The organism is Glycomyces niveus (genome assembly GCF_017592475.1).
GTDB classification, from domain to species: Bacteria; Actinomycetota; Actinomycetes; order Mycobacteriales; family Micromonosporaceae; genus Glycomyces; species Glycomyces niveus.
The window spans coordinates 436692-461445 of the sequence record NZ_JAGFNP010000004.1 but is presented as its reverse complement, the minus strand read 5'-3'; the positions used below and the strand labels follow the sequence as shown (position 1 = coordinate 461445).

Annotated in this window: 14 protein-coding genes; 12 read left to right on the top strand and 2 right to left on the bottom strand. The window is 72.9% G+C overall.

The window, feature by feature from the left end; translation table 11 throughout:
* Positions 1 to 82: 82 nt before the first annotated feature.
* From J5V16_RS10475 to J5V16_RS10435, 9 genes are all read left to right on the top strand, one after another.
* A complete protein-coding gene (locus tag J5V16_RS10475) occupies positions 83 to 3379 on the top strand; it encodes a DUF4132 domain-containing protein (protein WP_208496158.1) in 3297 nt (1098 codons plus the stop codon).
* 4 nt (positions 3380 to 3383) lie between these two features.
* Positions 3384 to 6617 carry a DUF4132 domain-containing protein gene (locus tag J5V16_RS10470; protein WP_208496157.1) on the top strand — a complete coding sequence of 1078 codons (3234 nt, stop codon included), beginning with the start codon at positions 3384 to 3386 and terminating at the stop codon, positions 6615 to 6617.
* A gap of 56 nt (positions 6618 to 6673) precedes the next feature.
* A complete protein-coding gene (locus J5V16_RS10465) occupies positions 6674 to 10012 on the top strand; it encodes a DUF4132 domain-containing protein (RefSeq protein ID WP_208496156.1) in 3339 nt (1112 codons plus the stop codon).
* Positions 10013 to 10119: 107 nt separating this feature from the next.
* On the top strand, positions 10120 to 12285 hold the full coding sequence (locus tag J5V16_RS10460) for a DUF4132 domain-containing protein (protein WP_208496155.1): 2166 nt from the start codon (positions 10120 to 10122) through the stop codon (positions 12283 to 12285).
* A 13-nt stretch (positions 12286 to 12298) separates the two neighbouring features.
* Positions 12299 to 13396: an AAA family ATPase gene (locus J5V16_RS10455; RefSeq protein WP_208496154.1), complete on the top strand. Its 1098-nt coding sequence runs from the start codon at positions 12299 to 12301 to the stop codon at positions 13394 to 13396.
* The gene (locus J5V16_RS10450; protein WP_208496153.1) at positions 13393 to 15660 is read left to right on the top strand and encodes a DUF5682 family protein; all 2268 of its coding nucleotides are present in this window, start codon (positions 13393 to 13395) and stop codon (positions 15658 to 15660) included. Before J5V16_RS10455 ends, J5V16_RS10450 begins: the two co-directional genes overlap by 4 nt.
* Positions 15660 to 16859, top strand: a complete 1200-nt coding sequence (locus J5V16_RS10445) for a VWA domain-containing protein (RefSeq protein WP_208496152.1) — start codon at positions 15660 to 15662, stop codon at positions 16857 to 16859. Before J5V16_RS10450 ends, J5V16_RS10445 begins: the two co-directional genes overlap by 1 nt.
* Positions 16856 to 18793 (top strand): hypothetical protein, encoded by a 1938-nt coding sequence (locus J5V16_RS10440; protein ID WP_208496151.1) that lies wholly within the window; start codon positions 16856 to 16858, stop codon positions 18791 to 18793. The genes J5V16_RS10445 and J5V16_RS10440 overlap by 4 nt, the downstream gene beginning before the upstream one ends.
* Positions 18794 to 18901: 108 nt before the next feature.
* Positions 18902 to 20038, top strand: coding sequence for an NAD(P)-dependent malic enzyme (locus J5V16_RS10435; RefSeq protein ID WP_208496150.1), 1137 nt, complete (start codon positions 18902 to 18904; stop codon positions 20036 to 20038).
* A 168-nt stretch (positions 20039 to 20206) separates the two neighbouring features.
* On the opposite strand, the gene J5V16_RS10430 is transcribed toward J5V16_RS10435, so the two are convergent.
* Positions 20207 to 21175 carry an ADP-ribosylglycohydrolase family protein gene (locus tag J5V16_RS10430; RefSeq protein WP_208496149.1) on the bottom strand — a complete coding sequence of 323 codons (969 nt, stop codon included), beginning with the start codon at positions 21173 to 21175 and terminating at the stop codon, positions 20207 to 20209.
* Positions 21176 to 21480: 305 nt separating this feature from the next.
* On the opposite strand from J5V16_RS10430, the gene J5V16_RS10425 reads away from it, so the two are divergent.
* Positions 21481 to 22329, top strand: a complete 849-nt coding sequence (locus J5V16_RS10425; RefSeq protein ID WP_208496148.1) for an SDR family NAD(P)-dependent oxidoreductase — start codon at positions 21481 to 21483, stop codon at positions 22327 to 22329.
* 9 nt (positions 22330 to 22338) lie between these two features.
* A complete protein-coding gene (locus J5V16_RS10420; RefSeq protein ID WP_208496147.1) occupies positions 22339 to 22812 on the top strand; it encodes a MerR family transcriptional regulator in 474 nt (157 codons plus the stop codon).
* A gap of 47 nt (positions 22813 to 22859) precedes the next feature.
* On the opposite strand, the gene J5V16_RS10415 is transcribed toward J5V16_RS10420, so the two are convergent.
* Positions 22860 to 23849: a COX15/CtaA family protein gene (locus J5V16_RS10415; RefSeq protein ID WP_208496146.1), complete on the bottom strand. Its 990-nt coding sequence runs from the start codon at positions 23847 to 23849 to the stop codon at positions 22860 to 22862.
* A gap of 165 nt (positions 23850 to 24014) precedes the next feature.
* On the opposite strand from J5V16_RS10415, the gene J5V16_RS10410 reads away from it, so the two are divergent.
* On the top strand, positions 24015 to 24746 hold the full coding sequence (locus J5V16_RS10410; RefSeq protein WP_208496145.1) for a helix-turn-helix transcriptional regulator: 732 nt from the start codon (positions 24015 to 24017) through the stop codon (positions 24744 to 24746).
* Positions 24747 to 24754: the final 8 nt, after the last annotated feature.

Below are 24754 nucleotides of genomic sequence, written 5' to 3'. Positions count from 1 at the left end.
AGCGGAGGCGACCGCCCCGGGCGGTCGCCTCCACAGTGGTCGACGTGAAGGCCTGTCGCACCTCGTGTGTAAGTTGACCCCCATGGCGAACCCCCTGCACCCCGAACTCCCCGCCGACTGGCGCCCTCTGCTCCTGCCGCACCGAGGACGGCGCCCAGGCGACCCGGTGGCCCTCGACCCCGAGGCCCCCAAGCGCGTCAAGGGGCTGCTCAACTGGTACGAACCGCGGTTGCGGGAGGCACTGGCCAAGCCGAGCAACCACGCGTTCGCCGCGGCCGGGAACGCCTATCTGGACGGCGAGGCCGACCCGCGCGGTGCGGCGGCCGCATCGGCGATCCTGGCCGGCAGTGAGAAGCGCCAGTCGAGCTCGATGCTTCGTCCCGAGCTCGACGCCTGGGTACCCGCCCACGGCCTGCCGTTCGCCGTCTGCGCCGCCGTCCAACGCATGACCATGTCGGCCGCGGGCCAGTACTACCGCTACCGCGACGAGGACATCCCGGCCACCGACCTCGTCGAAGGCCGACTCGCATGGCACTACTACTACGGAATCGGACAGGACCTCGCCGACGGCGTCGCCGCGATCCGCGGCCTGCTCGCCGCCGCGGCTGACGACGAGTACGCGGCCGCGGTCGCCGCCGTCGCCGCCCACCGGGGCACCCCCGCCCGGCGCCTCGCCGCCGCGTTCCTGCTCCCGGGCGAACGGGACTGGGTCGCCGAGTCCTGCGACGAGTACCGGCAGTTCCAGACCGACGGCCACCGCCGGCCCGACCCGCTGCTGTGGCTCTCGGCCGACGACCCGGCGCTCCTCGCCCGGGCCGGCCTGAACGCGCTCCCCGCCGACGACTGCCCGCCCGCCGTGGTCGCCGCGATCGTGGACAACCTCGGACCCGCGAGCCTGCCGGTCCTCACCGAGACCCTGCGCCGCAAGCCGGCAGAGGGCGCACGCCGGACCCTGCTCAGCGCCATCGCGTCCCTGCCGACGGACGCGGCGATCGGCCACCTCATCGGCCGGCTCAACGAACCCCTCGTCGCGGCCGCCGCCACGGCGTCGGCCGAGCGCTTCCCCGCCCCATTCCTCAGCGCCGCGGCCCGAACGAAGACCTCGCCCCGGCTCACCGCGATCGTCCGCCGCATCGACGCCGGAATCCTCTCCGCAACGGCGCTGGCCGACATGCAGCGTGTGCTCGACGCGGCCGCCCCGATACCGGAGGCGGACCCGGCGACCCTGCCGCCGCTGCTGACCGCGCCGCCCTGGACCGTCAAGCGGCCCAAGCGGAAGCAGGTCGTCATCGCCGGGCTCACCCCGCCGGACGCCAAGCGTCTCGAATGGAGCGACGGCGAACGCGCCGAACGGGAGTCGTACCGGCCCTTCCATCGCGAGGACACCTGGCGCTGGCGGCTCGAGCACCACGGCGGCGAGTACGTCCTCCGGTACCCGGCCTTCTACGCCGAGGCGCCGATGGAGCTCTCGCGTCCACTCTTCGAACAGTGGGACGGCGCATGCGGCTACACGATCGGCGACGAGCTCCAGCAGGTCCTGTGGCGGTTCGGCGACGAGGCGATCGACCGGATCGCCGTCGCGCTGCGGACCAGGACCGAGCGCCACGCCGCGCTGCCGCCGATGTTCAGCGCCGCGGCCGCGCGGCTCGCCGCCGACTGGCTCCTCCGGCTCAAGACCGCCCGCGTCAGCGCGATCCGCTGGTTCGAACGCCATGGCCTCGACGCCGTGCCGATGCTCGTCCCCGACGCGCTGGGCACCGACAAGAAGGCCCGCCAGGCGGCCGAGGCTGCGCTGGTGCACCTCGCGGCGCGGCACGGCCTCGATGCGGTGGCCGAGGGCGCCGGAGTGTTCGGCCCTGAGGCCGCGACCGCGATCCGCGAACTGGTCGACCGCGACCCCCTTGAACCCCAAGGCAAGCTGCCGAGCACGGATGGGCTCGCCGACCCGGAGCTGCTGCCGCAGGTCTTGTTGCGCGGCGGCGAGCGGGCGCTCCCCGCCGCCTCGCTGCCCCACCTGGTGACCGTGCTGTCGCTGACCAATCCCGACCTGCCTTACGCGGGAACTGAAGTGGTCGTAGACCTGTTCGACCCGGCCTCGCTCACGCGGTTCTCATGGGCGCTGTTCGAACTGTGGATCGCGAACGGCTCCCAGGCGAAGGGCAATTGGACGCTCACCCAGCTGGCCCGGTTCGCCGATGACGACACTGTGCGCCGCCTCGCCCCGATGATCCGCGAGTGGCCCGGCGAGGGCCAGCACAAGCGCGCGGTCACCGGCCTCGCCGTGCTCGGCGCGATCGGCACCGAGACAGCGCTGCGCGCCATCCAGGGCATCGCCGACCGGGTGAAGTTCAAGGGCCTCAAGGAGGAGGCGCGGCGCCAGATCGACGCGATCGCCGCGGAGCTCGGCCTCACCCGGGACCAGCTGGCCGACCGCTTGGTGCCCGACTTCGGGCTCGGCGAGGCCGGCGCGCTGGTGCTCGACTACGGCCCGCGCGCCTTCACCGTCGGCTTCGACGAGCAGCTGAAGCCCTTCGTCTTCGACGACGCCGGCAAGCCCCGCAAGAGCCTCCCCAAGCCCGGCGCGAAGGACGACCCCGAGGCCGCGGAGGCGGCGTACCGCCGGTTCTCCCTGCTGCGCAAAGACCTCCGCACCGTCGCGGCCGACCAGGTGCGCCGCCTCGAAGCGGCCATGGTCGCGGCCCGCACGTGGACCCCCGCCGAGTTCCGGCTGTGCTTCGCGGAGCACGCCTTCATGGCGCACCTCGCGCGCCGCGTGCTGTGGCTCGCCGTCGCAGACGGCCGGCAGACCGCGTTCAGGCTCGCCGAGGACGGCACGTACTCCGATGCGGCCGACGACGCGATCGACCTCCCGGAGGACGCGGTGATCCGGCTGGCCCACCCGCTGCACCTGGACGAGGCGGCCCTCGCGGACTGGGGGCAGGTGTTCGCGGACTACGAGATCCTGCAGCCGTTCCCGCAGCTCGGCCGCCCGGTCATGGAGTTCACGGAGGACGAGCTCGGCACCGGGGAGGTGACCCGCTACGACAAGGTCCAGGTCGAGACCGGCGCGCTCCTGGGCCTCACCGCGCGCGGCTGGATCCGGAGCCACCCCGAGGACGCCGGGGTCGAACCGGGCCTGTACTTCCCGCTGCCCGGCGGCGGCTCCCTCGTCATGCACGTCTCCGAGGGCTTCTGGGCCGGCGCGCTGGAGAACATGCCGCCGCAGACCTTCGAACTGCGCTGGTCTACAGGGGAGTTCCACGACACCGTCGACGGTGCGCATGCACAATCCATCATGGACAGTCTTGATCCGGTGACCGCCTCCGAGATCCTGCTGACCCTCGACCGTCTCACCGGCGGCCGCACGACGGGAAGCTGAGCGCATGTACGACGCCGCGAGCGAAGCGCGGTTCACCGTCCCCGCCGAATGGATCGAGCGGTCCCTGGTCACCGCTCGCCCCGGCAACGGCGTCCGCTACCCGTTCGAGCCCGGGCCGGAGACCGCCGCGTGGTTCAGCGACCTGGTCGAGGAGCACCGGGACGCCGCCATCGAGGCCTGGGAGGACCCCGAGTCCGATCCGGACCTCGCCGAAAGCGCCCTGGGCTACCTGCGCGGCGAGGCGACCCCGCTCGGCCTCTCACTGGTCTCCGCGCAACTGCGCCACGTCCGGAGCCGCCTGGTGGACTACCACCACCGCGACACCATCCACTACCGGGAGGAAGTGGAGGCGTGGACCCGCCTCCACGGCCTCGCGTTCGCCGCGGCCGCGTTCGTCGAAGGGCTCTCGCACGACCAGGTCTGGGGCGCGGAAGGAGAGTTCCCGCGCCGAGCCCCGGCCGCGTCGGAGGGCAACTGGTCGATCTGGATGCGGCCGACGGGGCCGGTCCCGCGGCTGCGGGCTATGATCGCGAACGCCGGTCCTGAGGAGTACGCGCGCGTCGTCGCCGCGGTCGGCGCCCGGCGCGGCACCCCCGGGCGGCGGCTGGCCGCCGCGTTCCTCCTGCCCGACGAGCACGAGTGGGTCGACGACGCCTGCGACGACATCAGATCCGGTGCGGTCGAAGCGATCTCGCTGGAGGGGCCGTGGCGGTTCGTGGGAACGCCGGACCACTTGAAGCGCCTGGGCCGGAAGAAGATCGACATCAGCGACCTGAACGAGGGGACCGTCCCCGAGCTCGTCGCGAACCTCGGCGCCGATGCGCTGCCGGTCCTGGTCGGGACGTTCAAGTACAAGAGCATCGGCGGGACCGTCCGCGCCAAGCTGTTCGACGGTATCGCCGCGATCCCGAGCGACGAGGCGATGGCCCACCTGCTCGACCGGATCGGCGAACCGCAGGTGGTCGAGGCGCTGGTGAAGGCCGTGTCCCGGTTCCCGCTGCGGGCCGCGCGCCTGACGCCGCCGCGCCTCGGTGGATACTCGGCGGCCGAACGGTGGAAGCTCGCGGGCGTCCTGCGACCCGCCGTCGACGAGGCGATCCTGGACCTGCTCGAACCCGAAGCGCGCGAAGCGGTCGAAGGGCTGCTCGGGGCCGGCCCGCTCTCCGAGGCGACCGCCGACCGCCTCCCGCCGGTGCTCGTCAGCCCGCCGTGGCGCGAGGCCCGCAAGGCCGCCGTGCCGCTGCAAGGCCTCGAGCCGCCCACCGAAGTCACGCTGCATTGGGAGCCTGAGGAATTCGAGCGGGCCATGGCGATCCGGCCCGCCTTCCGAGAGTGGGACGAGGAGGCCTACTGGGCTGAGGTCGTCGGCGACGTCCGAAACCGCGCCTCGCTTGAACTCCAGTCGGTCGTGCTCTCGGAGCTCGCCCGCGGCGGGGTCGCCGTCGCCGACGCGGTCGTGGAGAAGATCGCACGCAAACCCGCGTACGGCGCCGCGCTCGTGCCCGTCCGCAGCGCCAAAGCCGCGCACCGGGCCGCCGACTGGCTCGTGCGCCTCAAATCCGGGCGCGTCCACGCCCTCGACTGGCTCGACCGCCACGGCGCCCACGCCGCGCCCCTGCTCACGCCGGCGGCCCTCGGCGGCGACAAGCGGACCCGCCCGGCCGCTGAGGCCGCCCTGCGATACACGGCGCGGATCGCCGGAGACGCGGCGGTACTGGAAGCCGTTGCGGCCCAATACGATCCCGACGCCGTCGCCGCCGTCCGCGACCTGCTCGACACCCCTCCCGAAGTGCCGCTCGGCACCGCCCCGAAACCGGGGGACTGGGCCGATGCGCGCATGCTGCCGCCGGTGACGCTGAGAGACGGCTCCGCCGTGCTCCCGCACGAAGCCGTCGTCAACCTCATCGCGGCCCTGTCGCTCTGGTCGCCGCGCCTGCCCTACCCGGGCGCCGAAGCCGTCCGCGACCACTGCGACGCCGAGTCCTTGGAGCGCTTCAGCATCGCCCTGTTCGAACTGTGGCTCTCGACCGGAGCCCCCTCGGCCGACTCCTGGGCCGTCGACCAGCTCGGCTGCTTCGGAACCGACGCCACCGCGGTGCTCCTCGACGGCCACGTCGACGACTGGGCCGGCCACAGCCACGTCGACCGCGCCCGCCTCGGCCTCACCGTACTCGCCCACATCGGCACCGCCAGCGCCTTCGCGACGGTCCACCGCTTCGGGAGCCTCGACAAGTTCCCGGCCACCACCGGGTTCGCCCGCGGCCTCGCCGCCCGGCTCGCGGCCCGACACGGCACCGACCCCGAGGCCCTCGCCGACCGGCTCATCCCCGACCTCGGCATCGCCGACCCCGAGACCCTAGCCATCGACTACGGCCACAGGCGCTTCCGCGTCCAATTCGACGAACGCCTCAACCCGCGCCTGTTCGACCCGGCCGGACGCGAACGCAAGACCCTCCCCGCCCCCGGCGTCCGCGACGACAAGGCCACCGCCGAGGCCTCCCGCAAGCGGTACAGGCGGCTCCTCGCCGACCTCGAACGCCTCGTCCGCCACGAGGAGGCCCGCCTCGAGAAGTCTATGATGGACCGACGAACCCGCACTCCCGCCGACTTCCGCCGTCTCGCCGCGCACCCGGTCATGTCGACCCTCGCAAGGCGGGTCGTATGGGCCGCCGACGACGGCCGCAGCGTCACGGGCTTCCGCATTGCCGAGGACGGCAGTCTCTCCGATGTGGACGAACACCGCTTCGAGCTGCCCGAAGACGCCCGGGTCCTGATCGCCCACCCCGCGCTCATCCCCGCCGAAGTCGCCGCCTGGACCGAGATCCTGCGCGACTACGCGATCCTCCAGCCCTTCCCGCAGCTGACCCGCCCCACGCCGGCGTTCACCGAGGACGAGCGGGCGACCGGCCGCCTCCGGCGGTTCGAGGGTCGCACGGTGCGGCTCGGCGCGCTCGCCGACGCCGTCCCGATCATGCGCCAGTACCGCAGCCCCGACGACCACGAGTACGTCCACCCGCTGGTGCGACAGGTCTCCGGCGGCTGCCTCCTGGTCGACATCGATCCGCCCGTCACCGACTTCAGCCCCGACCCCGACGGCCTGCACCGCCTCGTCTCCGTCCACTTCGCCACGACCGCGAACCGCCACCCCGACTACGCCGAGCCCTTGCCGGGCGAAGCGATCGACCCGGTGACCGCCGCCGAGGTGCTCGGCGCGCTCACCGACGCCTGCGCCTCCTGATCACAGTGCACACCACAGTGAACCCCGTGTCGTACCCGGTTCCTAAGCTGTCGCCCATGACCGAAACCGAGACTCCCTCAACCGCCTCCGCCCTCCCCGACGAGGACCGCCTGGCCTTCCCCTCGACCTGGAAGCGGTTCGTGCAGCCCCGCCGCGGCGACTCGAAGGTGCGCAGGGTCAAGCTCGACCCCGAGACCGGGCGCGAGTACCTCGCGACGCATCTGCCCGCGCTCGACGAGCGCCTCGCCTCGGCATGCAACGAGGAGTTCCAGCCCGCAGCGAAGGCCTTCCTCGAGGGAAAGCGGGACGTGCTCGGCGCGGCGGCAGTCCTCCTGCTCGCCAACCCCTCCACGAACTCCTCGCCCGCGAACCTGCGGCCGCTGTTCGACCTCGTCGCGCACGAGCACGACCTGCCGTTCGCCTTCGCCGCCTACGTCGAAGCCATGACCTTCGACACCGCGCAGCACGGCAAGCACGCCGTGGGCCTGGAGCGGCGGCCGCTCAACTCCTACAACTGGTCCCGATACCAAGAGCGCCAGGAGATCCGCGACCTCCGGGCGATCGCGGCCGCCGCCTCCGACGCCGACCACGCCGCGATCCTCGCCGCCGTCGCCGAGCGCCGCACCGACCCCGGGCACCGGCTCGCCGCGAGTTTCGTGCTCCCCGACGAGCACGACTGGATGACGGAGGTCTGCGACGACTACCGCGCGCACCAGACGAACTGGTCCGTCTCGCGGCTGATCCTCGAAGTGGTCGCGTCCGCCGAGCACCTCGCCGCGCTCGACGTCGCCCTGCTCGGGCGGTACTGGGTGCCCACCGCGGAGATCGCCGACCTCCTGCACCGGCTCGGCGCCGAGGCCCTCCCGGTGATCGAACACTATCTGGAGGGCCACAACTACACCGACGAGCTCAAGACCCTCTACCGAGCGCTCGCCGCGATGCCGAGCAGCGACGCCTTCGACATGCTCCTCGACCGGCTCAAGGAGCCGCACGTCATGGGCGCCGCCATCGAAGCCGCCGCGAACTTCCCCCGGCGCGCCATCGCCCTCATAGCCGAACGCGTGCCAGGAGCCGACGAAACCGAGCGCGGTCGGCTCGCCGCGATCCTCCACTCGGACCCGATCCTCCTCGACGTCGCACTCCCGCTGGCCGACGAGGCCACCCGCGAGACCCTCGCCGTCCTCACCGCCGGGCGCGAATCCGTCCCCGAGGCCCCCGCCGAGGCCGTCCCCGCGCTGCTCGTCTCGCCGCCCTGGGCCGCGGGCGCCGCCGCGGCCGCGCCGGTCGTCCTCAAGCTCGACCCGCTCCCCGTCAGCACGGCCACCTGGGCCGAGGGCGAACGCGAAGCATGGTCCGCTGAGCACCACTACGCCTTCGAGCAGTACAAGGGCAGCGACGAATGGTCCACGGACCGCTGGATCCACGAGACTCGCGGATTCGAGGACAAGGACTCCTTCCAGCAGACGGTCATGCTCGCCCTCGCGCCCGTGGAGGTCGCCACCGAACTCCTGCCGCACTGGAAGACCGGCGGCAGCTACTACCGCATCGAACTCCTGCAGCGACTCGTGGCCAACCTCGGCGCCGCCGCGGCCGACCAGGTGCTGGCCGCGACCGCCTACGACGCCGATTTCCGCCGGACCCTCCTGCTGCCGCTCGCCAACCTCACCGCCGCCCGGTACACCGCCGACGCCCTCGTCCGCTTGAAGACCCTGCGCTCCTTCGCGATCGAATGGCTCGACCGGCACACCGCCGACGCCGCCGCGCTGCTCGTCCCCGACGCGCTCGGCAGGCCCAAGAAGCTCCGCGCCGGCGCCGAGGCCGCACTCCGCTACCTCGCCGCGACCCACGGACCCGACCTGGTGCACGAGGCCGCCGCCCGGTACGGCGACGAGGCCGCCGCCGCGATCGACGCGCTCGTGGACGTCGACCCGCTCATGCCCGTCGGCATCCCGGTCCCCAAACCCGCCCCGTGGGTCTCGCCCCTGCTGCTCCCGCAGGTGCTCTTGAACGGCCGCGAGCACGCGCTCCCGCACGCCGCCGTCCACAACCTCGTCACCGTCCTCGCCCTCGGCACGCCCGGCTTCGAGTACCCCGGCGTCGCGGTCGTCGCCGCGGCGTGCGACCGGACCTCCTTGACCCGCTTCTCGATCGCGCTGTTCGAGCAGTGGCTCACCGCCGGCGCCCCCTCCGAGGACGGCTGGGCGCTCACTCAGCTCGCGCACTTCGGCGACGACGAGGCCGTGCGCCTCCTCCAGCCCCTCGTCGCGAAGTGGCCGGGGGAGAACCAGCACAAGCGGGCCGTCACCGGCCTGGCGGTGCTCGGCGCGATCGGCACCGAGGCCGCGCTCCGTGCGATCAACCAGATCGCCGAGAAGGCCAAGTTCGCCGCGATCAAATCCGAAGCGGCCGACCAGATCCAGGCCATCGCCGCGAATCTCGGCCTCACCGGCGAACAGCTCGCCGACCGCCTCGTCCCCGACTTCGGGCTGCGCGACGAGGCCGCGCTCGTCCTCGACTACGGCCCCCGGCAGTTCCGCGTCGGCTTCGACGAAGCGCTCAAGCCGTTCGTCACCGACATGGACGGCAAGCCCCGCAAGAGCCTCCCCAAACCCGGCGCGAAGGACGACGAGCTGCTGGCCGACGCCGCCTACAAGCGGTTCGCGGCCCTGCGCAAGGACCTCCGCAGCGTCGCGGCCGACCAGGTCAAGCGCCTTGAACGCGCCATGGTCCAAGGCCGCACCTGGACACCCGCCGAGTTCGACGAGCACTTCGTGCAGCACCCGCTCGTGTGGCACCTCGCCCGCCGCCTCGTCTGGATCGCCGAGCACGGCACCGCCCGCACCGCGTTCCGCCTCGCGGAGGACAAGGGCTGCAGCGACGTCGACGAGAACGAGTTCGCGCTGCCCGCCGACGCCGCCGTCCGCCTCGCCCACCCCGCGATCCTCGACGACGTGCCCGCCTGGGCCGAGATCCTGGCCGACTACGAGATCCTGCAGCCCTTCTCGCAGCTCGCCCGCCCGGTCATGGCCTTCACCGACGAGGAGCTGCGCACCGGCCGCCTCGCGCGGTTCGAAGGGGCCGCCGTCCCGGTCGGCAAGCTCCTCGGCCTCACCAGCCGCGGCTGGCAACGCACCCCGCCGCAGGACGCCGGGATCGAACCGGGCATGTTCTGCCCGTTCCCCGGGGTCGGCTACCTCGTGTTCGACCTCGACCCGGGCATCACCGTCGGCTACGTCGAGATGTACGACACGCAGGAGCTCCGCAAGGTCGTCGTCTCGCGCAACGCGATGTACGGCTGGGACGTGCCCGCGCCGAAGACCGACTTCGGCCCGGTCGACCCCGTCATCGCCTCCGAACTGCTGTCCACACTGGCGAAACTCACCGACCAGGGCTGAGGCGGCCGCCTCCGGGCCGCCGCCTGTTCGAAAGGCGGTGGGCCGGAGGCGTGTCGCACCCCCCTCATATGCTCATGCGAGACGATCCCGCCCCACGAAAGCAGGCCATGGCCGAACACCTTGCGCCACAAGAAGAACGACTCGACGTGACCGTCCAGTCGCAGCCTTCCGGACTTCCCGTCGCGGCGCTCGCGGACCTCCCGAAGGTGCTCGTCGCCCCGCCCTGGACCGAGAAGCGCAAGAGCACCGCGCCCCGCGAGATCCCCGGCCTCGAAGCACCCGCGCCGCAACTCGTCGGCCGCGGCGACGAGTTCGAGCGCGCCCTCGCCCTCGAACCCGACCTTGTCGAATGGGACCCCGACACCTACTGGGACGGCATCGACGACGACCGGGTCTACAGCTACCGCCACGGCTTCAGTGTCGCCGACGGCGTCCGCTCCCAACTTGCCCGGAGTGGTCCCAAACTCGCCGACCAGGCCGTCGAGCAGCTCCAGGACCTGCCCTGGCACGGCGACGCCCTGCTGCCGATCCGCAGCACCCCCGCCGCAGCCCTCGCCGCCCACTGGTTCCTCCGCCTCGACGCCGGACGCGACGCCGGCCTCGACTGGTTCGACCGCCACGGCCTCCACGCCGCGGCCCTCCTCGTCCCGGAGGCCTTCGGTCCCAAGGTGTACCAGCGCACCACCGCGCGCGGCGCGCTCCGCCTCCTCGCTTGGCGGTACGGCGCCGAAGCCGTCGTCCAGGCCGTCGAGGTCCACGGGCCGGAAGCGGTCGCCGGCGTCGAAGCCGTCCTCGCCGACCCCGATCGCCCCCTCCTCAACAACCCCAACGTAGGCGGTCGGCTCAGGAACACGGACTTGCCGCCGGTGCTCACCGCGGACCGGAAAGCGGTCCTGCCGCGCGAAGCGGTGTCACATCTGATGAACGTGCTCTCGCAGTGGACGCCGCGCACCCCGTACCCGGCGGTCGAGACCGTGGCCGAGGCCTGCGACCGCGATTCGCTCGCCCGGTTCTCACTCGCGATGGCGCAGCGGTTCCCCTGGATGATCGGGCAGCTCGGGCGCTTCGGCGGCACCGAGGCCGTGGCGCTGCTCGAGGAGCACGTCAAGAAGTGGGGAGCCCGGCAACTCCTGCTGACCGGACTCGGCCTGGAGGCCCTCGCCGCCCTGCCCGCCGACATCGCGTTCCCGGCCCTCTACCGCATGTCCCGCGGCAAGCTGCACGACTCGGTGCGCGCACTCGCCGCCGCCAAGGCCGCCGCCGTCGCCGCCCGCATCAAGTCCGAAGTGGAACCGCTCGCGGACCGCGCCGCGCCCACCCTGGGCCTGGACGATCCGGCGCAGCTCGTGCTCGACTTCGGGCCGCGCGCCTTCCACATCAAGGCCGACGAGCGGCTCAAGCTCCGGATCGCCGACGACGCCGGGAAGCTCCGGGCGCGCCTGCCGCGCCCCGGGCTCCGCGACGACGCCGAGACCGCCGCCGCCTCGACCGCTCGGTTCCGCAAGCTCTCCAAGGACCTCACGGCCGAGCTCGCGTTCCAAAGCGACCGTTTGAAGGACGCGATGCTCGCCAGCCGAATCTGGGACGCGGACGGGTTCGCGCGCCTCCTCGCGAACCCGGTGCTCGCCTCGCTCGCCAAGGGCCTGCTCTGGATCGGCGAGACCCACGATGGGCCGCAAGGGTTCCGGCTCGCCGAGGACGGCAGCTTCGCCGACGTGAACGACAAGCCGCTGGAGCTCGCCGAGGGCGGCCGCGTCCGCCTCGCCCACCCCGCGCTCCTCGGCCCCGATCTGCCTTTGTGGACCGAAGTGTTCGCCGACTACGAGATCCTGCAGCCCTTCGACCAGCTCGCCCGCCCTGCCCTGACCCTCACAGAGGAAGAGGCCCGCACCGGCGTCCTCGACCGCTTCTCCGGCGCCACCGCGGCGTTCGCCGCGTTGCGCGAAGTCCTCGACTGGAAGCACCTGTACTGGGACGAGCCCGACAAGCCCATCGAACTCGCCTACCTGTTCGCGCGCGAGCTGCCGCGCGAGCGCCTGAACGCCGAGAGCGCCGCTGTCGTCGACAACGCGCACCTCCTCGCCGAGATCGACCCGAGCCCCGACTACCGCGACCCCGACCCCGACGGCCGCCACCGCATCCTCTGGGTCTGGTTCTCGCCCACCAAGAACCGCCGCCGCGGCGTCCCGACCCTGCGCGGCGACGCCCTCGACCCCGTCCTCGTCGCCGAGATCCTCGCCGGCCTCGGCCGCGCCACCGGCATCAACCACTGACCAGAAAGCCGCCATGACCACCGATTCCGTGAGCACCGTCGCCGAACCCAAGCTCCAGCGCCCGCCTGCCGAGCGCCGCTACGCCGTCGAGCTCGCCAAGCTCGCCGCCGAAGACGACTCGCCCCGCCCGCCCGGCTGGGCCCTGAGCCTCCAGGCCGCCCGCACCTTCATCGTGGGCGACGACTCGCGGGGCATCGCCCGCAAGTTCGTGGGCGACCCCTCGCTCATCGACCGCGCGCTCGTCACGCTCGCGACCAACCGCGGGCTCATGCTCGTGGGCGAGCCCGGCACGGCGAAGTCGCTGCTGTCCGAGCTCATCGCCGCTGCCGTCTCCGGCGACTCGACCCTCACCATCCAGGGCGGCGCGTCCACCACCGAGGACCAGATCGCCTACTCCTGGAACTACTCCCTGCTCGTCTCGGAGGGGCCGACGGAGCGCGCGCTCGTGCCCGCGCCGCTGCTGCAGGGCATGGCCGAAGGCCGCGTGGTGCGGTTCGAGGAGATCACCCGCTGCCCGCTCGAGGTCCAGGACTCGCTGCTGTCGCCCCTGTCCGACCGCGTGCTCGCCATCCCCGAGCTCGAAGGCGACTCGATGGTGTTCGCCCGCGAGGGGTTCAACATCATCGCCACCGCCAACACCCGCGACCGCGGCGTCAACGAGATGAGCGCGGCCCTCAAGCGCCGCTTCAACTTCGAGACGGTCTTCCCGATCGCGGACTTCAAGACCGAACTCGACCTCGTCGAAGCCGAGGCCTCTGCCGCCCTGGCCCGCTCCGGCGTGCCCGCGCCGCCCTCGCGCGACGTGCTCGAAGTGCTCGTGCGGGTCTTCCGCGACCTGCGCACCGGCGACGCGAACTCGGGCCGTCCGCAGGCCGTCATGTCCACCGCCGAGGCCGTCTCGGTCGCGCACGCCGTGGGCATCAAGGCCTGGTACCTGCGCGGCGGCACCGCCGTGGCAGGGGACATCGTGGACTGCATGGCCGGGGCCGCGGCCAAGGACAACGCCGAGGACCTGGCGCGCCTGCGCCGCTACCTCGAGCAGAAGGCCCCCAAACGCAAAGGCCCGCACTGGGAGTCGCTCTACCAGGCGCGGAACCTGCTGCCCGGATGATCGACCGCCTCCACGTCCAGGGCGTGCGGCACCACTCGCCCGCCTGCGCCCGCCTCGTCGCCCGGCGCATCGAGGAGCTGCGGCCCGCCGCGGTCCTCATCGAGGGGCCCGCGGACTTCAACGACCGCCTGGCCGAGCTCGCCCTCGAACACGAACTGCCCGTGGCGATCTACTCGTACGCGAGCGCCGACCTCGCGGTGCGCCGCACGTGGGCGCCGATGTGCGACTACTCGCCCGAGTGGGTCGCGCTCACCGAGGGCCGCCGGGCCGGGGCGGCGGTGCGCTTCATCGACCTCCCCGCCTGGCACGGCGCCTTCGACGGCGTCGAGAACCGCTACTCGGACGCCGAGCGGCGCTACACCGACGCCACGGACGCGCTCTGCCGCGCCTTCGCCGTCGACAACGTGGACGCCCTGTGGGACCACCTCGTCGAGGTCGCCGAGCCCGAGGGCCTCGCCGAACGGCTCGACCACTACTTCGACCTGGTGCGCGGCGAAGCGGACGCGGACGGCCGCGACACGGCGCGCGAAGCCTATATGGCCCAATGGATCCGCGCGACCCTCGCCGAGACCGACGGGCCGGTGCTCGTCGTCTGCGGCGGTTTCCACGCCCCCGCGCTGCGCCGCCTCGCCGCCGAAGGCGACACCGGGACCCCGGTGCTCCCCGAACCGCCGGAGGGCACCGAGACCGGCGGCTACCTCGTGCCCTATTCCTTCAAGCGCCTCGACGCGTTCGCCGGATACCAGTCCGGCATGCCGTCCCCCGAGTACTACCAGCGCCTGTGGGAGGCCGGACCGGAGGAGGCGGCGGCCACGCTCGTGCAGCGCATCACCACGCGCCTGCGCGAGCGGGGCCTCCATGTCTCCACTTCGGACCTCATCGGGGCGCGGAGCCTCACCGACGGGCTCGCGCGCCTGCGCGGCCACGCCCGGCCCGGCCGCACCGACCTCCTCGACGGCCTCGCCAGCGCCCTCATCAGCGACGACCTCGAGCAGCCGCTGCCGTGGACGCGGCGCGGCCTGCTCACGGCCGGAACGCATCCGGTGGTGGTCGAGATGACCGCCGCCCTCACCGGCGAACGCGTCGGCCGCCTCCACCCCGACACGCCCCGGCCGCCGCTCGTGGACGACGCCGTCGCCGAGATGGCCCGGCTCGGCCTCGACGGCGACGGCCCGATCCGCCTCGACCTCGCCAAGCCGAAGGACCTCGAGCGGAGCCGCGCCCTGCACTGCATGCGGCTGCTGCGCCTCCCCGGCGTGCGCCGCGAGTCGGGCCCTTCCGCGGGCGCGGACGTGACCGCCGAGGAGCAGTGGACGCTGGATTCGGGCGCGGACCGGCTCCCGGTGCTCATCGAGTCCGGGGCGCTCGGCGCGACCCTGGGCGACGCCGCCCAGACCGTCCTGGAGCAGCGCGCCGACGCCGAGCGGGCGCTGGACGCCTTGGCCGCCATGCTCTTCGACGCCGCGCTGTGCGGCCGCGCGCACCTCACCGACCGCCTCGGCACCGCCGTCGAGTCCGCAGTGGACGACAGCGGCGACCTCGGCGAGGTCGGCCCCGCGCTCGCCACCGTCCTCGCCCTGTGGCGCCACGACCACCTCTTCGGGACCGCCGGCAGCGACCTCTACGCCGCCGTCGTCACCGCCGCCGCGAACCGCGTCCTATGGCTCGCCGAAGGCCTGCACGCCGGGCCGGGCCCGGCCGACCAGGGCCGCCTGCGCGCCATGCGCGCGCTGCGCGACGCCGTCCGGCACGCGCCTTCGCTCACGCCGCCCGCCGCCTCCGTTGCCGCTGCGGCGCAGCGCATCGCGGTCGACGGCCAGGCCCCGCCGGATCTGCGCGGCGCCGCGCTCGGCCTCGCCTGGGCGCTCGGTGCGCCCGCGAACGCCGCCGAAGCCGCGGCGGGCGCTGCCGACCCCGACCGGCTCGGCGACTGGCTCTCGGGCCTCTTCGCGCTCGCCCGTGAAGAAGTGCTCGCTGAGGAGCAGGGCGTCGTATCCGCAGTGGACGAACTCATCGGCGACCTCACCGAGGACGAGTTCCTGATCGCCCTGCCCGCACTGCGCCAGGCGTTCGCGATGTTCCCGCCGCGCGAACGCGGCCTCATCGCCGAACGCCTCGTCGCCGCCCGAGGCGGCGGCGACTCCCGCGGCCTCACCAAGCGCCTCGACGTCAACCCGGTCGTCATGGCGTCGGCGATGGCGCTCGAAGCCCGCGTCGAGGCCGCCCTCGCCCGCGAAGACCTCGTATTCGGAGGGGAGTCCTGATGGGGGACCAGCACAACGGTGCTCAGCAGAACAGTGCTCAGAACGACAGTGCCCAGCAGGGCGGTGCCGACCTCGAGCGCTGGCGGCTCGTCCTCGGCCCCGCCGCCGAGAACTGCCTAGGCGGCCTCGGCGAGTCCAACGCCGCCCGCGACGCCGCCCTCGACTGGCTCTACAGCCGCGACGACGACCTCGGCAAGCGAGGCGTGCGCCGCGGCGGCGCCCGCAGCGACGGCCCGCGCGGCGCGGACGACTCGCCCTCCCAGCTCACCACCGTGGACTGGCTCGACGGCATCCACCGGCTCTTCCCCAAGGAGACCATCGAGCGGCTCGAACGCGACGCGGTCGAGCGCTACGAGATCCACGACGTGCTCACCAACCCCGACGTGCTCGAGCGCATCGAGCCCAGCCCGTCCCTCCTCAAGGCCGTGCTGCGCACCAAGCACCTCATGAACCCGCAGGTGCTCGCCGCCGCCCGCCGCATCGTCGAAGAGGTCGTCGAGCGCCTGGTCGAGAAGCTCTCCGTGCAGGTGCGCACCGTCTTCACCGGCAGCCGCACCCGCAAGCCCAGCTGGCACCGGCGCTCGCGCGACTTCGACCTCAAGCGCACGCTCCGCGCCAACCTCAAGCACTACCAGCCGGAGGACCGCCGCGTCGCCATCGAGCGCCCGCAGTTCCACTCGCGCACCTCGAAGCGGCTCGAGCAGTGGCAGCTCGTGCTCCTGGTCGACCAGTCCGGGTCCATGACCGGCTCGGTGATCCACTCGGCGGTCACCGCCGCGTGCCTCCACGCCCTGCCCGGCCTCAAGACCCACCTCATCGCCTTCGACACCGCCGTCGTCGACATGACCTCTGATGTGGACGACCCCGTCGAGCTGCTCATGAAGGTCCAGCTCGGCGGCGGCACCGACATCGCCCGCGCCGTCGAATACGGGGCCGGGCTCATCGAGAACCCCCGCCGCTCCATCGTGGCCCTCATCAGCGACTTCTACGAAGGCGGCAGCGAGGCCCGCCTCGTCCACCTCGTCAAGCAGCTGTGCGAGCAGGGCACCCAGGTTCTCGGCCTCGCCGCCCTCGACGAGGACGCCAACCCCATCTACGACCACAACATGGCCGCCCGCCTCGCGAACGTGGGCGCCCACGTCGGCGCCATGACCCCCTCCCACCTGGTCGAATTCGTTGCGGAAAGGCTCGGCACGTGACCGCGGAACCCAGGCACGACCTCCTCGCCCTCACCCCGGACGCCCTTGCGGCCCTTGCCAACCGGGGTCTCGTCAAACGCGCCGCCAAAGACCTCGACGCCGGGACCGCTCCTACCGTCGCCCTCGCGGACGACGGCACTCTCACGGCCGTCTTCCCCGACGGCGCCGAGACCGCGCTCCCCGCCTCCGGCGGCCTCGAAGCCTCCACCTGCACCTGCGGCGCCGCCGGCAAATGCCGCCACCGCATCGGCGCCGTCCTCGCCTACCAGCGCGCCCAGGACGCGCCCGCAGCGGCACCCGCCGAATCCGAACCCCTCGCCACCCCCGCCGCCATCACCGACGAGGAACTGCGTGAGGTCCTCGGCCACCACGCCCTCAAAGCCGCCGAGCAGACCCGCCGCGCCGGGTACACCGCCCGCCTCACCTGGCCGGGCCCCGACCGGCCCGCCGCCGCCGAACTCCCCGCGGCCAACGTCAGCTTCCTCGTCCCCGGCCTCGGCTACGTCCACACCGACGCCACCGGCCCCGCCCGCGACACCGCGATCGTCCTCGCCGTCTGGGCCTTCCGAGAGGCCGCCCAGGACGCCGCCACGGTCAGCGTCGGCGGCGGCGCGGCCGCCGACGGCCTCGACGAGGCGCTGACCCTCGCCGAAAGGGTCCTCCTCGACGGCGCCACCGGCGCCGACGGCGTCCTCCGCGCCGCCCTCCAACGCGAATCGAAGGCCCTCACCCGCCGCCGCGCCCACTGGCCCGCCGGCGCCGTCGACGACCTCGTCGACCAGCTCGAACGCTACGAGGACCGCTCCGCCTCCTACGACCCGCAGCGCCTCGCCGCGCTCCTCGCCGAACTCCCCGCCCGCGCCCGCGCCGCCCGACACCCTGAAGGCACCCCGGCCGCGCAGATCCTCGGCAGCGAGGAAGCCGACGCCACCCCGCTCACCCTCGTGCGCCTCACCGCCCTCGGCGCCCGCGTCGGCACTGAAGGCGAGACCCGCACCCTCGAGATCTACCTCGCCCAGTCCGAGACCGGCATGGTCCTCGCCGTCCAGCGCGACTGGCCGGTCCCCGCGGACGGCACCCTCACCGGCGCCGACCTCGCCTCCCGCCGTCTCGCCGGCTGCAAGATCGGGGCGCTGGCCTCGGGCAACACCGTCACCGAGGCCGCGTCACGCACGGCCGCCCGCGCCCTCAAGCTCGGCACCGGCCGCCTCGCCAAGACCCAGGTCCTGCCGCTCGGCCTGGCCTGGAACGACCTCCCGGAGTCGCTGCGCGCCACGAACCTCGACGCTCTCGCCGACGAGCTCGCAGCCCGCCCGCCCGCGCTCGTGCGCCCCCGCGTCACCGCCGAGTCCCTGCGCGTCGTCGCCGTCGAAGAGGCCCGCCTCCTCGGCTACGACCCCGCCTCGCAATGCCTCACCGCGGAGGTCGCCGCTCCGAAGGGCGGCACCGCCCTCCTGCGCGTCCCGCACCGCGCCGCCGCGCCCGGCGCGCTCGAAGCGGCCGAGAAGGCCCTGCTCAAAGGCATCACGGCCGTCGCCGGCCACGTCCACCGCCACCGCGGCGAGCTCATCGTCGAGCCCACCGCCCTGCTCACCGAGGACGGCCCGGTCGTCCCCGACTTCGCCCCCGGCGACGACACCGCCGAGCTCGCCGCCGCCGACGCGGCGGCCGACACCGACCCGGTGTCCGCCGCGATCGACGGCGCCCTCATCGCCTGCGCCGACCTCGCGCACCAGGGCCTGCGCAGCGCCCGCGAACCGTCCCGCCGCCGCGTCGAAGCCGCCGCCGCCGAACTGCAGCGGGTCGGACTCCAAAGGGCCGCAACGGATTTCGTGCACCTGTCCAAATCGTTGGCCGATGAGGACGACCCCGTGAAATGCGCCGCCTGGACTGCCGCCGCAGTCCGAATACTGGTCACCGCTGAGCTACACTGATGACCTGGGTCACCCCCAGTCTTCTCCAGCCACTCGTATCTCAGCCGGAGCCATCCGTTCGGCGTTCGCAGAGTCGGCGATCATCATCGAAGCAATGAGGCTTGACCAATGATCGATCTGCAAGACCCGATCTTCGTCGCCCACGAGGGCGGCAAACTGCGCACCTCCACCACCGTCCCCCTCGACAGCCGCGAGGACCTCTCGGTCGCGTACACGCCGGGCGTGGCCCGCGTCTGCGAGGCCATCGCCGCTGACGAGTCCCTGGCGCGGACCCACACCTGGCGCTCCAACGTGGTCGCCGTCGTCACCGACGGCACCGCCGTCCTCGGGCTCGGCGACATCGGCCCGGCCGCCTCGCTGCCGGTCATGGAGGGCAAGGCCGCCCTCTTCCGCCAGTTCGCCGACGTCGACGCCGTCCCGATCTGCCTGGACACCAAGGACCCCGACGCGATCGTGGCGGCCGTCGCGGCCATCGCGCCGTCCTTCGGTGGCATCAACCTGGAGGACATCGCCGCCCCGCGCTGCTTCGAGATCGAGGACCGCCTCAAGGCCCTCCTCGACATCCCGGTCTTCCACGACGACCAGCACGGCACCGCCGTGGTCGTCCTCGCCGCGCTCACCAACGCGATGCGCCTGCAGGACCGCCGCGCCGAAGACCTCACCGTCGCCGTCGTCGGCGCCGGGGCCGCGGGCGTCGCCATCACCAAGATCCTCGGCGAGGCCGGGGTCGGCGACCTCATCGTCTGCGACTCCACCGGCATCATCTACGAAGGCCGCGACCGCCTCAACCCGGTCAAGGCCCAGCTCGCCGCGAGCACCAACCGCTCCGGCCGCAGCGGCGGCATCACTGAAGCGCTCAAGGGCGCTGACGTCCTCGTCGGCGTCTCCGGCGGCTCGATCCCCGAATCGGCCCTGGAAGGCATGGCCGACAACGCGATCGTGTTCGCGCTCGCGAACCCGACTCCCGAGGTCGCCCCGGAGACCGCCGCGAAGCACGCCGCGATCGTCGCCACCGGCCGCAGCGACTACCCGAACCAGATCAACAACGTGCTCGCTTTCCCGGGCATCTTCCGGGGTGCCCTCGACGCCGGCGCTCCGCGGATCACCGAGGCGATGAAACTCGCCGCGGCCCACGCCATCGCCGACATCGCCGCCGCCGACCTCGCCGCCGACCGCATCGTCCCGTCCCCCCTCGACCCCCGCGTCGCCCCCGCGGTGGCCGCCGCGGTCCACGCCGCCGCCTGACGAAACCGAAGAGGGCGGCCCGGCGAAACGCCGGGCCGCCCTTTCGTGTTGCGAGGCAGCCACGTACCGCTCCGAAAGGGGACAATGCGAAGACGGGGGGACCACCGTGCTGCCCAGCGAGAGGACCCCCGGGTGCCGCGCCCGGTCCGTCATCCGCCGGTTCCGGGCTCAGGCAACGGGTTCCATCAGGTTCGCCAAGGCGTGGATGACTTCGCGGCCCTCCACTTGGGAGGCCCACTCCTTCGGCAGGGCCGCGTGGCCGTAGGCCGCGCCGTAGAGGTTGCCGAGGATCGCGCCGGTGGAGTCGGAGTCGCCGCTGTGGCTGACGGCGGCGGTGAGTCCCTTGCGGACGTCGTCGGTGCCGAGGAAGCAGTAGACGGCGATGGCCAGGGCCTCTTCGGCGACCCAGCCTTCGCCGAGCGGGGCGCAGGTGTTGGGTCCGGGCGGGATGTTGCCGGCGAGTTTGAAGGCCTGCTGGAGGGCGTCGGCGGTCTCGGAGCGGTCGATGCCGCCGCGGAGGTGGAGCAGGGCGGCGGAGACGGCGCGCTGCGGCGTCTCGCCGTTCATCAAGTGCGCCACGATCATCGCGAACGCCCCGGCCGAGGCTCCGGCGGTCGGGTGGCCGTGGGTCATCTGGGAGCACCGCTCGGCGAAGGCGTACGCCTCATCGGGTCCGAAGTGGAGTCCGAACGGGGCCGAGCGCATGACGGTGCCGCAGCCCTTGGAGTTCGGGTTGACGCCGGGCCGCCCGCCGTCGCGCAGGCCGGAGACGCAGGCGTTGCCGGGCGCGCGGCGCGAGTAGAGCCACGGCTGCGCGGCGAGGCCCTCGGATCCCAAGGGCGGCATCGGCTCCCGCTGGGTCGTGAGCCAGCGCAGGTACGCGAGGCGGATCTGCTCGACGCGGTCCTCTTCGCTGCCGCCGTCCGTCCCGAGGAGCAGGCCTTCGACGGTGAAGAGCGTCATCTGGGTGTCGTCGGAGATCTGGTTGTTGCGCAGTTCGGTCACGCCGGCCGGACCCCAGCTCGCTTCGATTCGATCCCAAGGAGTGAATTCGACCTGGTAGCCGAGGGCGTCGCCGACCGCCCCGCCGACGAGGCATCCGAGGACGCGGTCGTGCCGCGTGATCGCTTGAGTCACACGGGGATTCTATGGGGTCCGCGCCGCCGCGCCCCGGATTGCGCCGCGCCCCCGGCCATCGAACGCCTCCTGGCTGCGGCCCGAGGCCGTGTCGTCCCCGGCCATCGAACGGCCCCGGCCTGCGGCCCGGGGCCGTGTCGTACCCCTGTGGGACAGTGTCCTTTTCGCTGGTAGTGGTGCAGGTGGGAACGGGTGGGTATCCGGGAAACCCGGAACGCCCTCGCGACGGCCCGCGGCGGCCCCACGGGTGACCCCGGCCACGCTCGTTTGCGTTCGAGCGCACTCGAAGCCATAGCGTCGGGCCCATGACAACGACCTGGATCATCACCGGCGCTTCCCGCGGCCTCGGCCGCTCCCTCGCCCTCGCCGCACTCGCCAACGGCCACAATGTACTCGCCGCGGTCCGCGACCCCGAGACCGTCGCCGACCTGGCCACCGCCCACCCCGGCTTCGCCGCCGTCGCCCACGACGTGACCGACACCGAGGCCGCCCCGGGTCTCGTCCAGGCCGCGCTCGACCGCTTCGGCCGCATCGACGTCCTGGTCAACAACGCCGGCCGCGCCGTCGTCGGCGCCGTCGAAGAGGTCGGCGACGCGCAGCTGCGCGACCTCATGGCCCTGCACCTCTTCGGTCCCGCCGCGCTCGTCCGCGCCGCCCTCCCCTCCATGCGCGCGCAAGGGAGCGGCACGATCATCCAGATGAGCAGCCAGGGCGGCCGCATCTCGTTCCCCGGCGTCTCGGCCTACTCCGCCTCCAAGTTCGCCCTCGAAGGCTGGTCGGAGTCCCTCGCCGGCGAGGTCGCCCCGTTCGGCGTGCGCGTCATGATCGTCGAGCCCAGCCGCTTCCGCACCGGCTTCCACGGCGCGCTCGAGTTCACGGAGGCCGACGCCGTCTACGGCGACACCCTCGCCGCGGTCCGCGCCGACATGGCCGGGGTCGACGGCCGCCAGGAAGGCGACCCCGGCAAGGCCGCCCGCATCATCACGGATCTGGTCGCAGGCGAGGACCTGCCGCTGCGCCTCCCGCTGGGCGCCGAAGCGGTCGCACGCCTCTACGCCGCGCACCGGCGCGGCCTCGACGAGATCGAACGCCTCGCCGACCTCGCCCGCAGCGCCGACTTCGAAGGCATGGCGCCCTCGGTCCGGCCCGTCTAGGTTTGCGGCATGTCCACCGACGATCTGCTGACGCGGGCGCTCGAGGCCATCGGCGACGACCCGGTCTCCTTCGAGGCGATCCGCCGCCTCACCGACCCGGGTCCGACCGCCGAGGCGATGACCATCGCCGAGGTCGCCGACCTCCTGGACGTCTCGGCGCACACCCTGCGCTACTACGAGCGCGAAGGCCTCGTCACGGTCACCCGAGACGGCCTCGGCCACCGCGTCTACGACGCCGCCGCCGTCCGCCGCCTCGTCTTCCTGACCCGGATGCGCTTGTCCGGCATGCCGATGCGCGACCTCGCGCACTACGTCGACCTGGTCGACGCCGGCGACGCCACCGTCCCCGAACGCCTCGACATGCTCATCGAGCACCGCGACACCATCCGCCGCCGCATCCGCGAACTCACCCTCTCCCTCGCCGCCACCGAGTTCAAGATCGCCACCTACGGCGGCGAGGCCGGCCCCGATTCGATCGAGTGAACGCGAAGCGGCCCCGGGCGAAAACCCGGGGCCGCTCCACGAATCGACTAGGCGACCGGCGCTTCCTCCACCGCCGACTTCTCCACGATGCGGTCGCCTTCGCGGTCGCCGTGGATCTCGTAGTGCAGCGGCACCGCATCGGCGTGCGGCTCGCGCTTGCGGAGGCTGAAGGGCACCAGCACCGCGGCGACCCACAGCACGCCCGCGCCGAGCATGTGGAGGCCGACGAGGAGTACGGGCAGGTCCAGGTAGTACTGCGTATATCCGATGACGCCCTGCAGGAGCTCGACCACCAGCAGCGTGTACGCCGCGCGGACCGCATTCGCAGGCGCCTTGACCGCGTGCAGCGCCGCGATCAGCGCGATGGTCATGCCCAGCAGCAACCACACCAGATCGGCGTGCAGCTGCGACATCAGGGCCGGGTCGAGGCCGTTGCGCGGCGTCTCCGCGTCGCCCGCATGCGGGCCGGAGCCGGTCACGACCACGCCGAGCACGATCACCGCGAACGCCACGCCCACCAGGCCGCGGGCAAGAAGCCGCACCGGGTGGGGGACCAGCGGCACGATCTCGCCGTCGGGCTCGCCCGAGCGCACGTACAGCGCCACCGAGAGCGCCACGAGCGGGATCGACGCGAGGAAGTGCGCGCCCACGACCCACGGGTTCAGGCCCGTCCAGACCGTGATACCGCCCAGAATCGCCTGAACCGGGACATAGAGGCACGCGCCGAACGCCAACTTGACCAGCGAGGAACGCTTCGGCACCCGCCGCCACGCCGCCAGGAACGCGCCCACCGCGATCGCCACGAGCACCCAGGTCAGGACCCGGTTCCCGAACTCGATCGCGCCGTAGATCCCCATCTCCGGGGTCGCCACCAGCGAATCCGCGGTGCACTTGGGCCACTCCGGGCAGCCCAGGCCCGACTCGGTCAGCCGCACCGCGCCGCCGGTCACGATGATGCCGACGTTCGCGACCACGCTAGCGAGCGCCCATCGGCGCACCGCGCCAGGCCTGCTAAACCACCGCTGCAACAGGTTCACGCCGCGAATTTAGCCCTGCGACCCTGCGTCGCTGCCCGCCGGGTCTCGCGGTGTGGGCTGGAGCGACCCCCGGGGTGTGTGAGGTTAGGCAAACCTGCGTGCCCCGTCTCACGACTGGCCATCTCGACGTGCCACGACGAATTAAGTAACATTTACCTTGTGGAAATGGTGACGAGGGCGACCAGCCACTCGACGGACGGGGACACCCGCCGCCGAGTGACCCGTCTGCTGCTCGAACGCGGCCACGCCACGGCCGCCGACCTCGCGCAGGAACTCGGCATCACCGCCACCGCCACCCGCCGCCATCTCGACGCGATGGAGGCCGAAGGCCAGGTCGAGACCCGCGTGGTCAAGACCGCCGGACGCGGACGGCCCGCCAGGAGCTACCAGCTCACTCCCGCCGCCCGCACCTCCTTCGGCCACACCTACGACGACCTCGCGATGGAGGCGCTGCGCTGGATCCGCCGCTTCGAGGGCGAAGACGCCGTCGGCGGCTTCGCGGCCGAGCAGGTCGCACGCCTGGAGGCCCGCTGCCGGGCCGCCATGGACGCGGTCGACTCGGACGACTCGATGGCCCGCGCGCAGGCGCTGGCCACCGCCATGTCAGGCGAGGGCTACGCCGCCACGGCGTCGGTCATCGCGACGGGCGGGCAGATCTGCCAGCACCACTGCCCGGTGGCGGGCGTGGCCGCGGAGTTCCCGCAGCTGTGCGAGGCGGAGACGCGGGTGATCAGCCGCCTGCTGGGCGTCCACGTCCAGCGGCTGGCCACGATCGCCAACGGGGACGGGGTGTGCACCACCCACGTGCCCGGCACGAACCGCGGCCTGCGGGCCGCGGGCGCCGACGGTGGACGCGGCCCGGTGCCGCTGCCCGACCCCGAACGCGCAGACCGATAACCCGACAG

Bases quoted from the DNA above. Each gene is read 5' to 3' on its own strand.
- J5V16_RS10475 (WP_208496158.1), top strand. From the start codon at position 83: ATGGCGAACCCCCTGCACCCCGAACTCCCCGCCGACTGGCGCCCTCTG.
- J5V16_RS10470 (WP_208496157.1), top strand. From the start codon at position 3,384: ATGTACGACGCCGCGAGCGAAGCGCGGTTCACCGTCCCCGCCGAATGG.
- J5V16_RS10465 (WP_208496156.1), top strand. From the start codon at position 6,674: ATGACCGAAACCGAGACTCCCTCAACCGCCTCCGCCCTCCCCGACGAG.
- J5V16_RS10460 (WP_208496155.1), top strand. From the start codon at position 10,120: ATGGCCGAACACCTTGCGCCACAAGAAGAACGACTCGACGTGACCGTC.
- J5V16_RS10455 (WP_208496154.1), top strand. From the start codon at position 12,299: ATGACCACCGATTCCGTGAGCACCGTCGCCGAACCCAAGCTCCAGCGC.
- J5V16_RS10450 (WP_208496153.1), top strand. From the start codon at position 13,393: ATGATCGACCGCCTCCACGTCCAGGGCGTGCGGCACCACTCGCCCGCC.
- J5V16_RS10445 (WP_208496152.1), top strand. From the start codon at position 15,660: ATGGGGGACCAGCACAACGGTGCTCAGCAGAACAGTGCTCAGAACGAC.
- J5V16_RS10435 (WP_208496150.1), top strand. From the start codon at position 18,902: ATGATCGATCTGCAAGACCCGATCTTCGTCGCCCACGAGGGCGGCAAA.
- J5V16_RS10425 (WP_208496148.1), top strand. From the start codon at position 21,481: ATGACAACGACCTGGATCATCACCGGCGCTTCCCGCGGCCTCGGCCGC.
- J5V16_RS10420 (WP_208496147.1), top strand. From the start codon at position 22,339: ATGTCCACCGACGATCTGCTGACGCGGGCGCTCGAGGCCATCGGCGAC.
- J5V16_RS10410 (WP_208496145.1), top strand. From the start codon at position 24,015: ATGGTGACGAGGGCGACCAGCCACTCGACGGACGGGGACACCCGCCGC.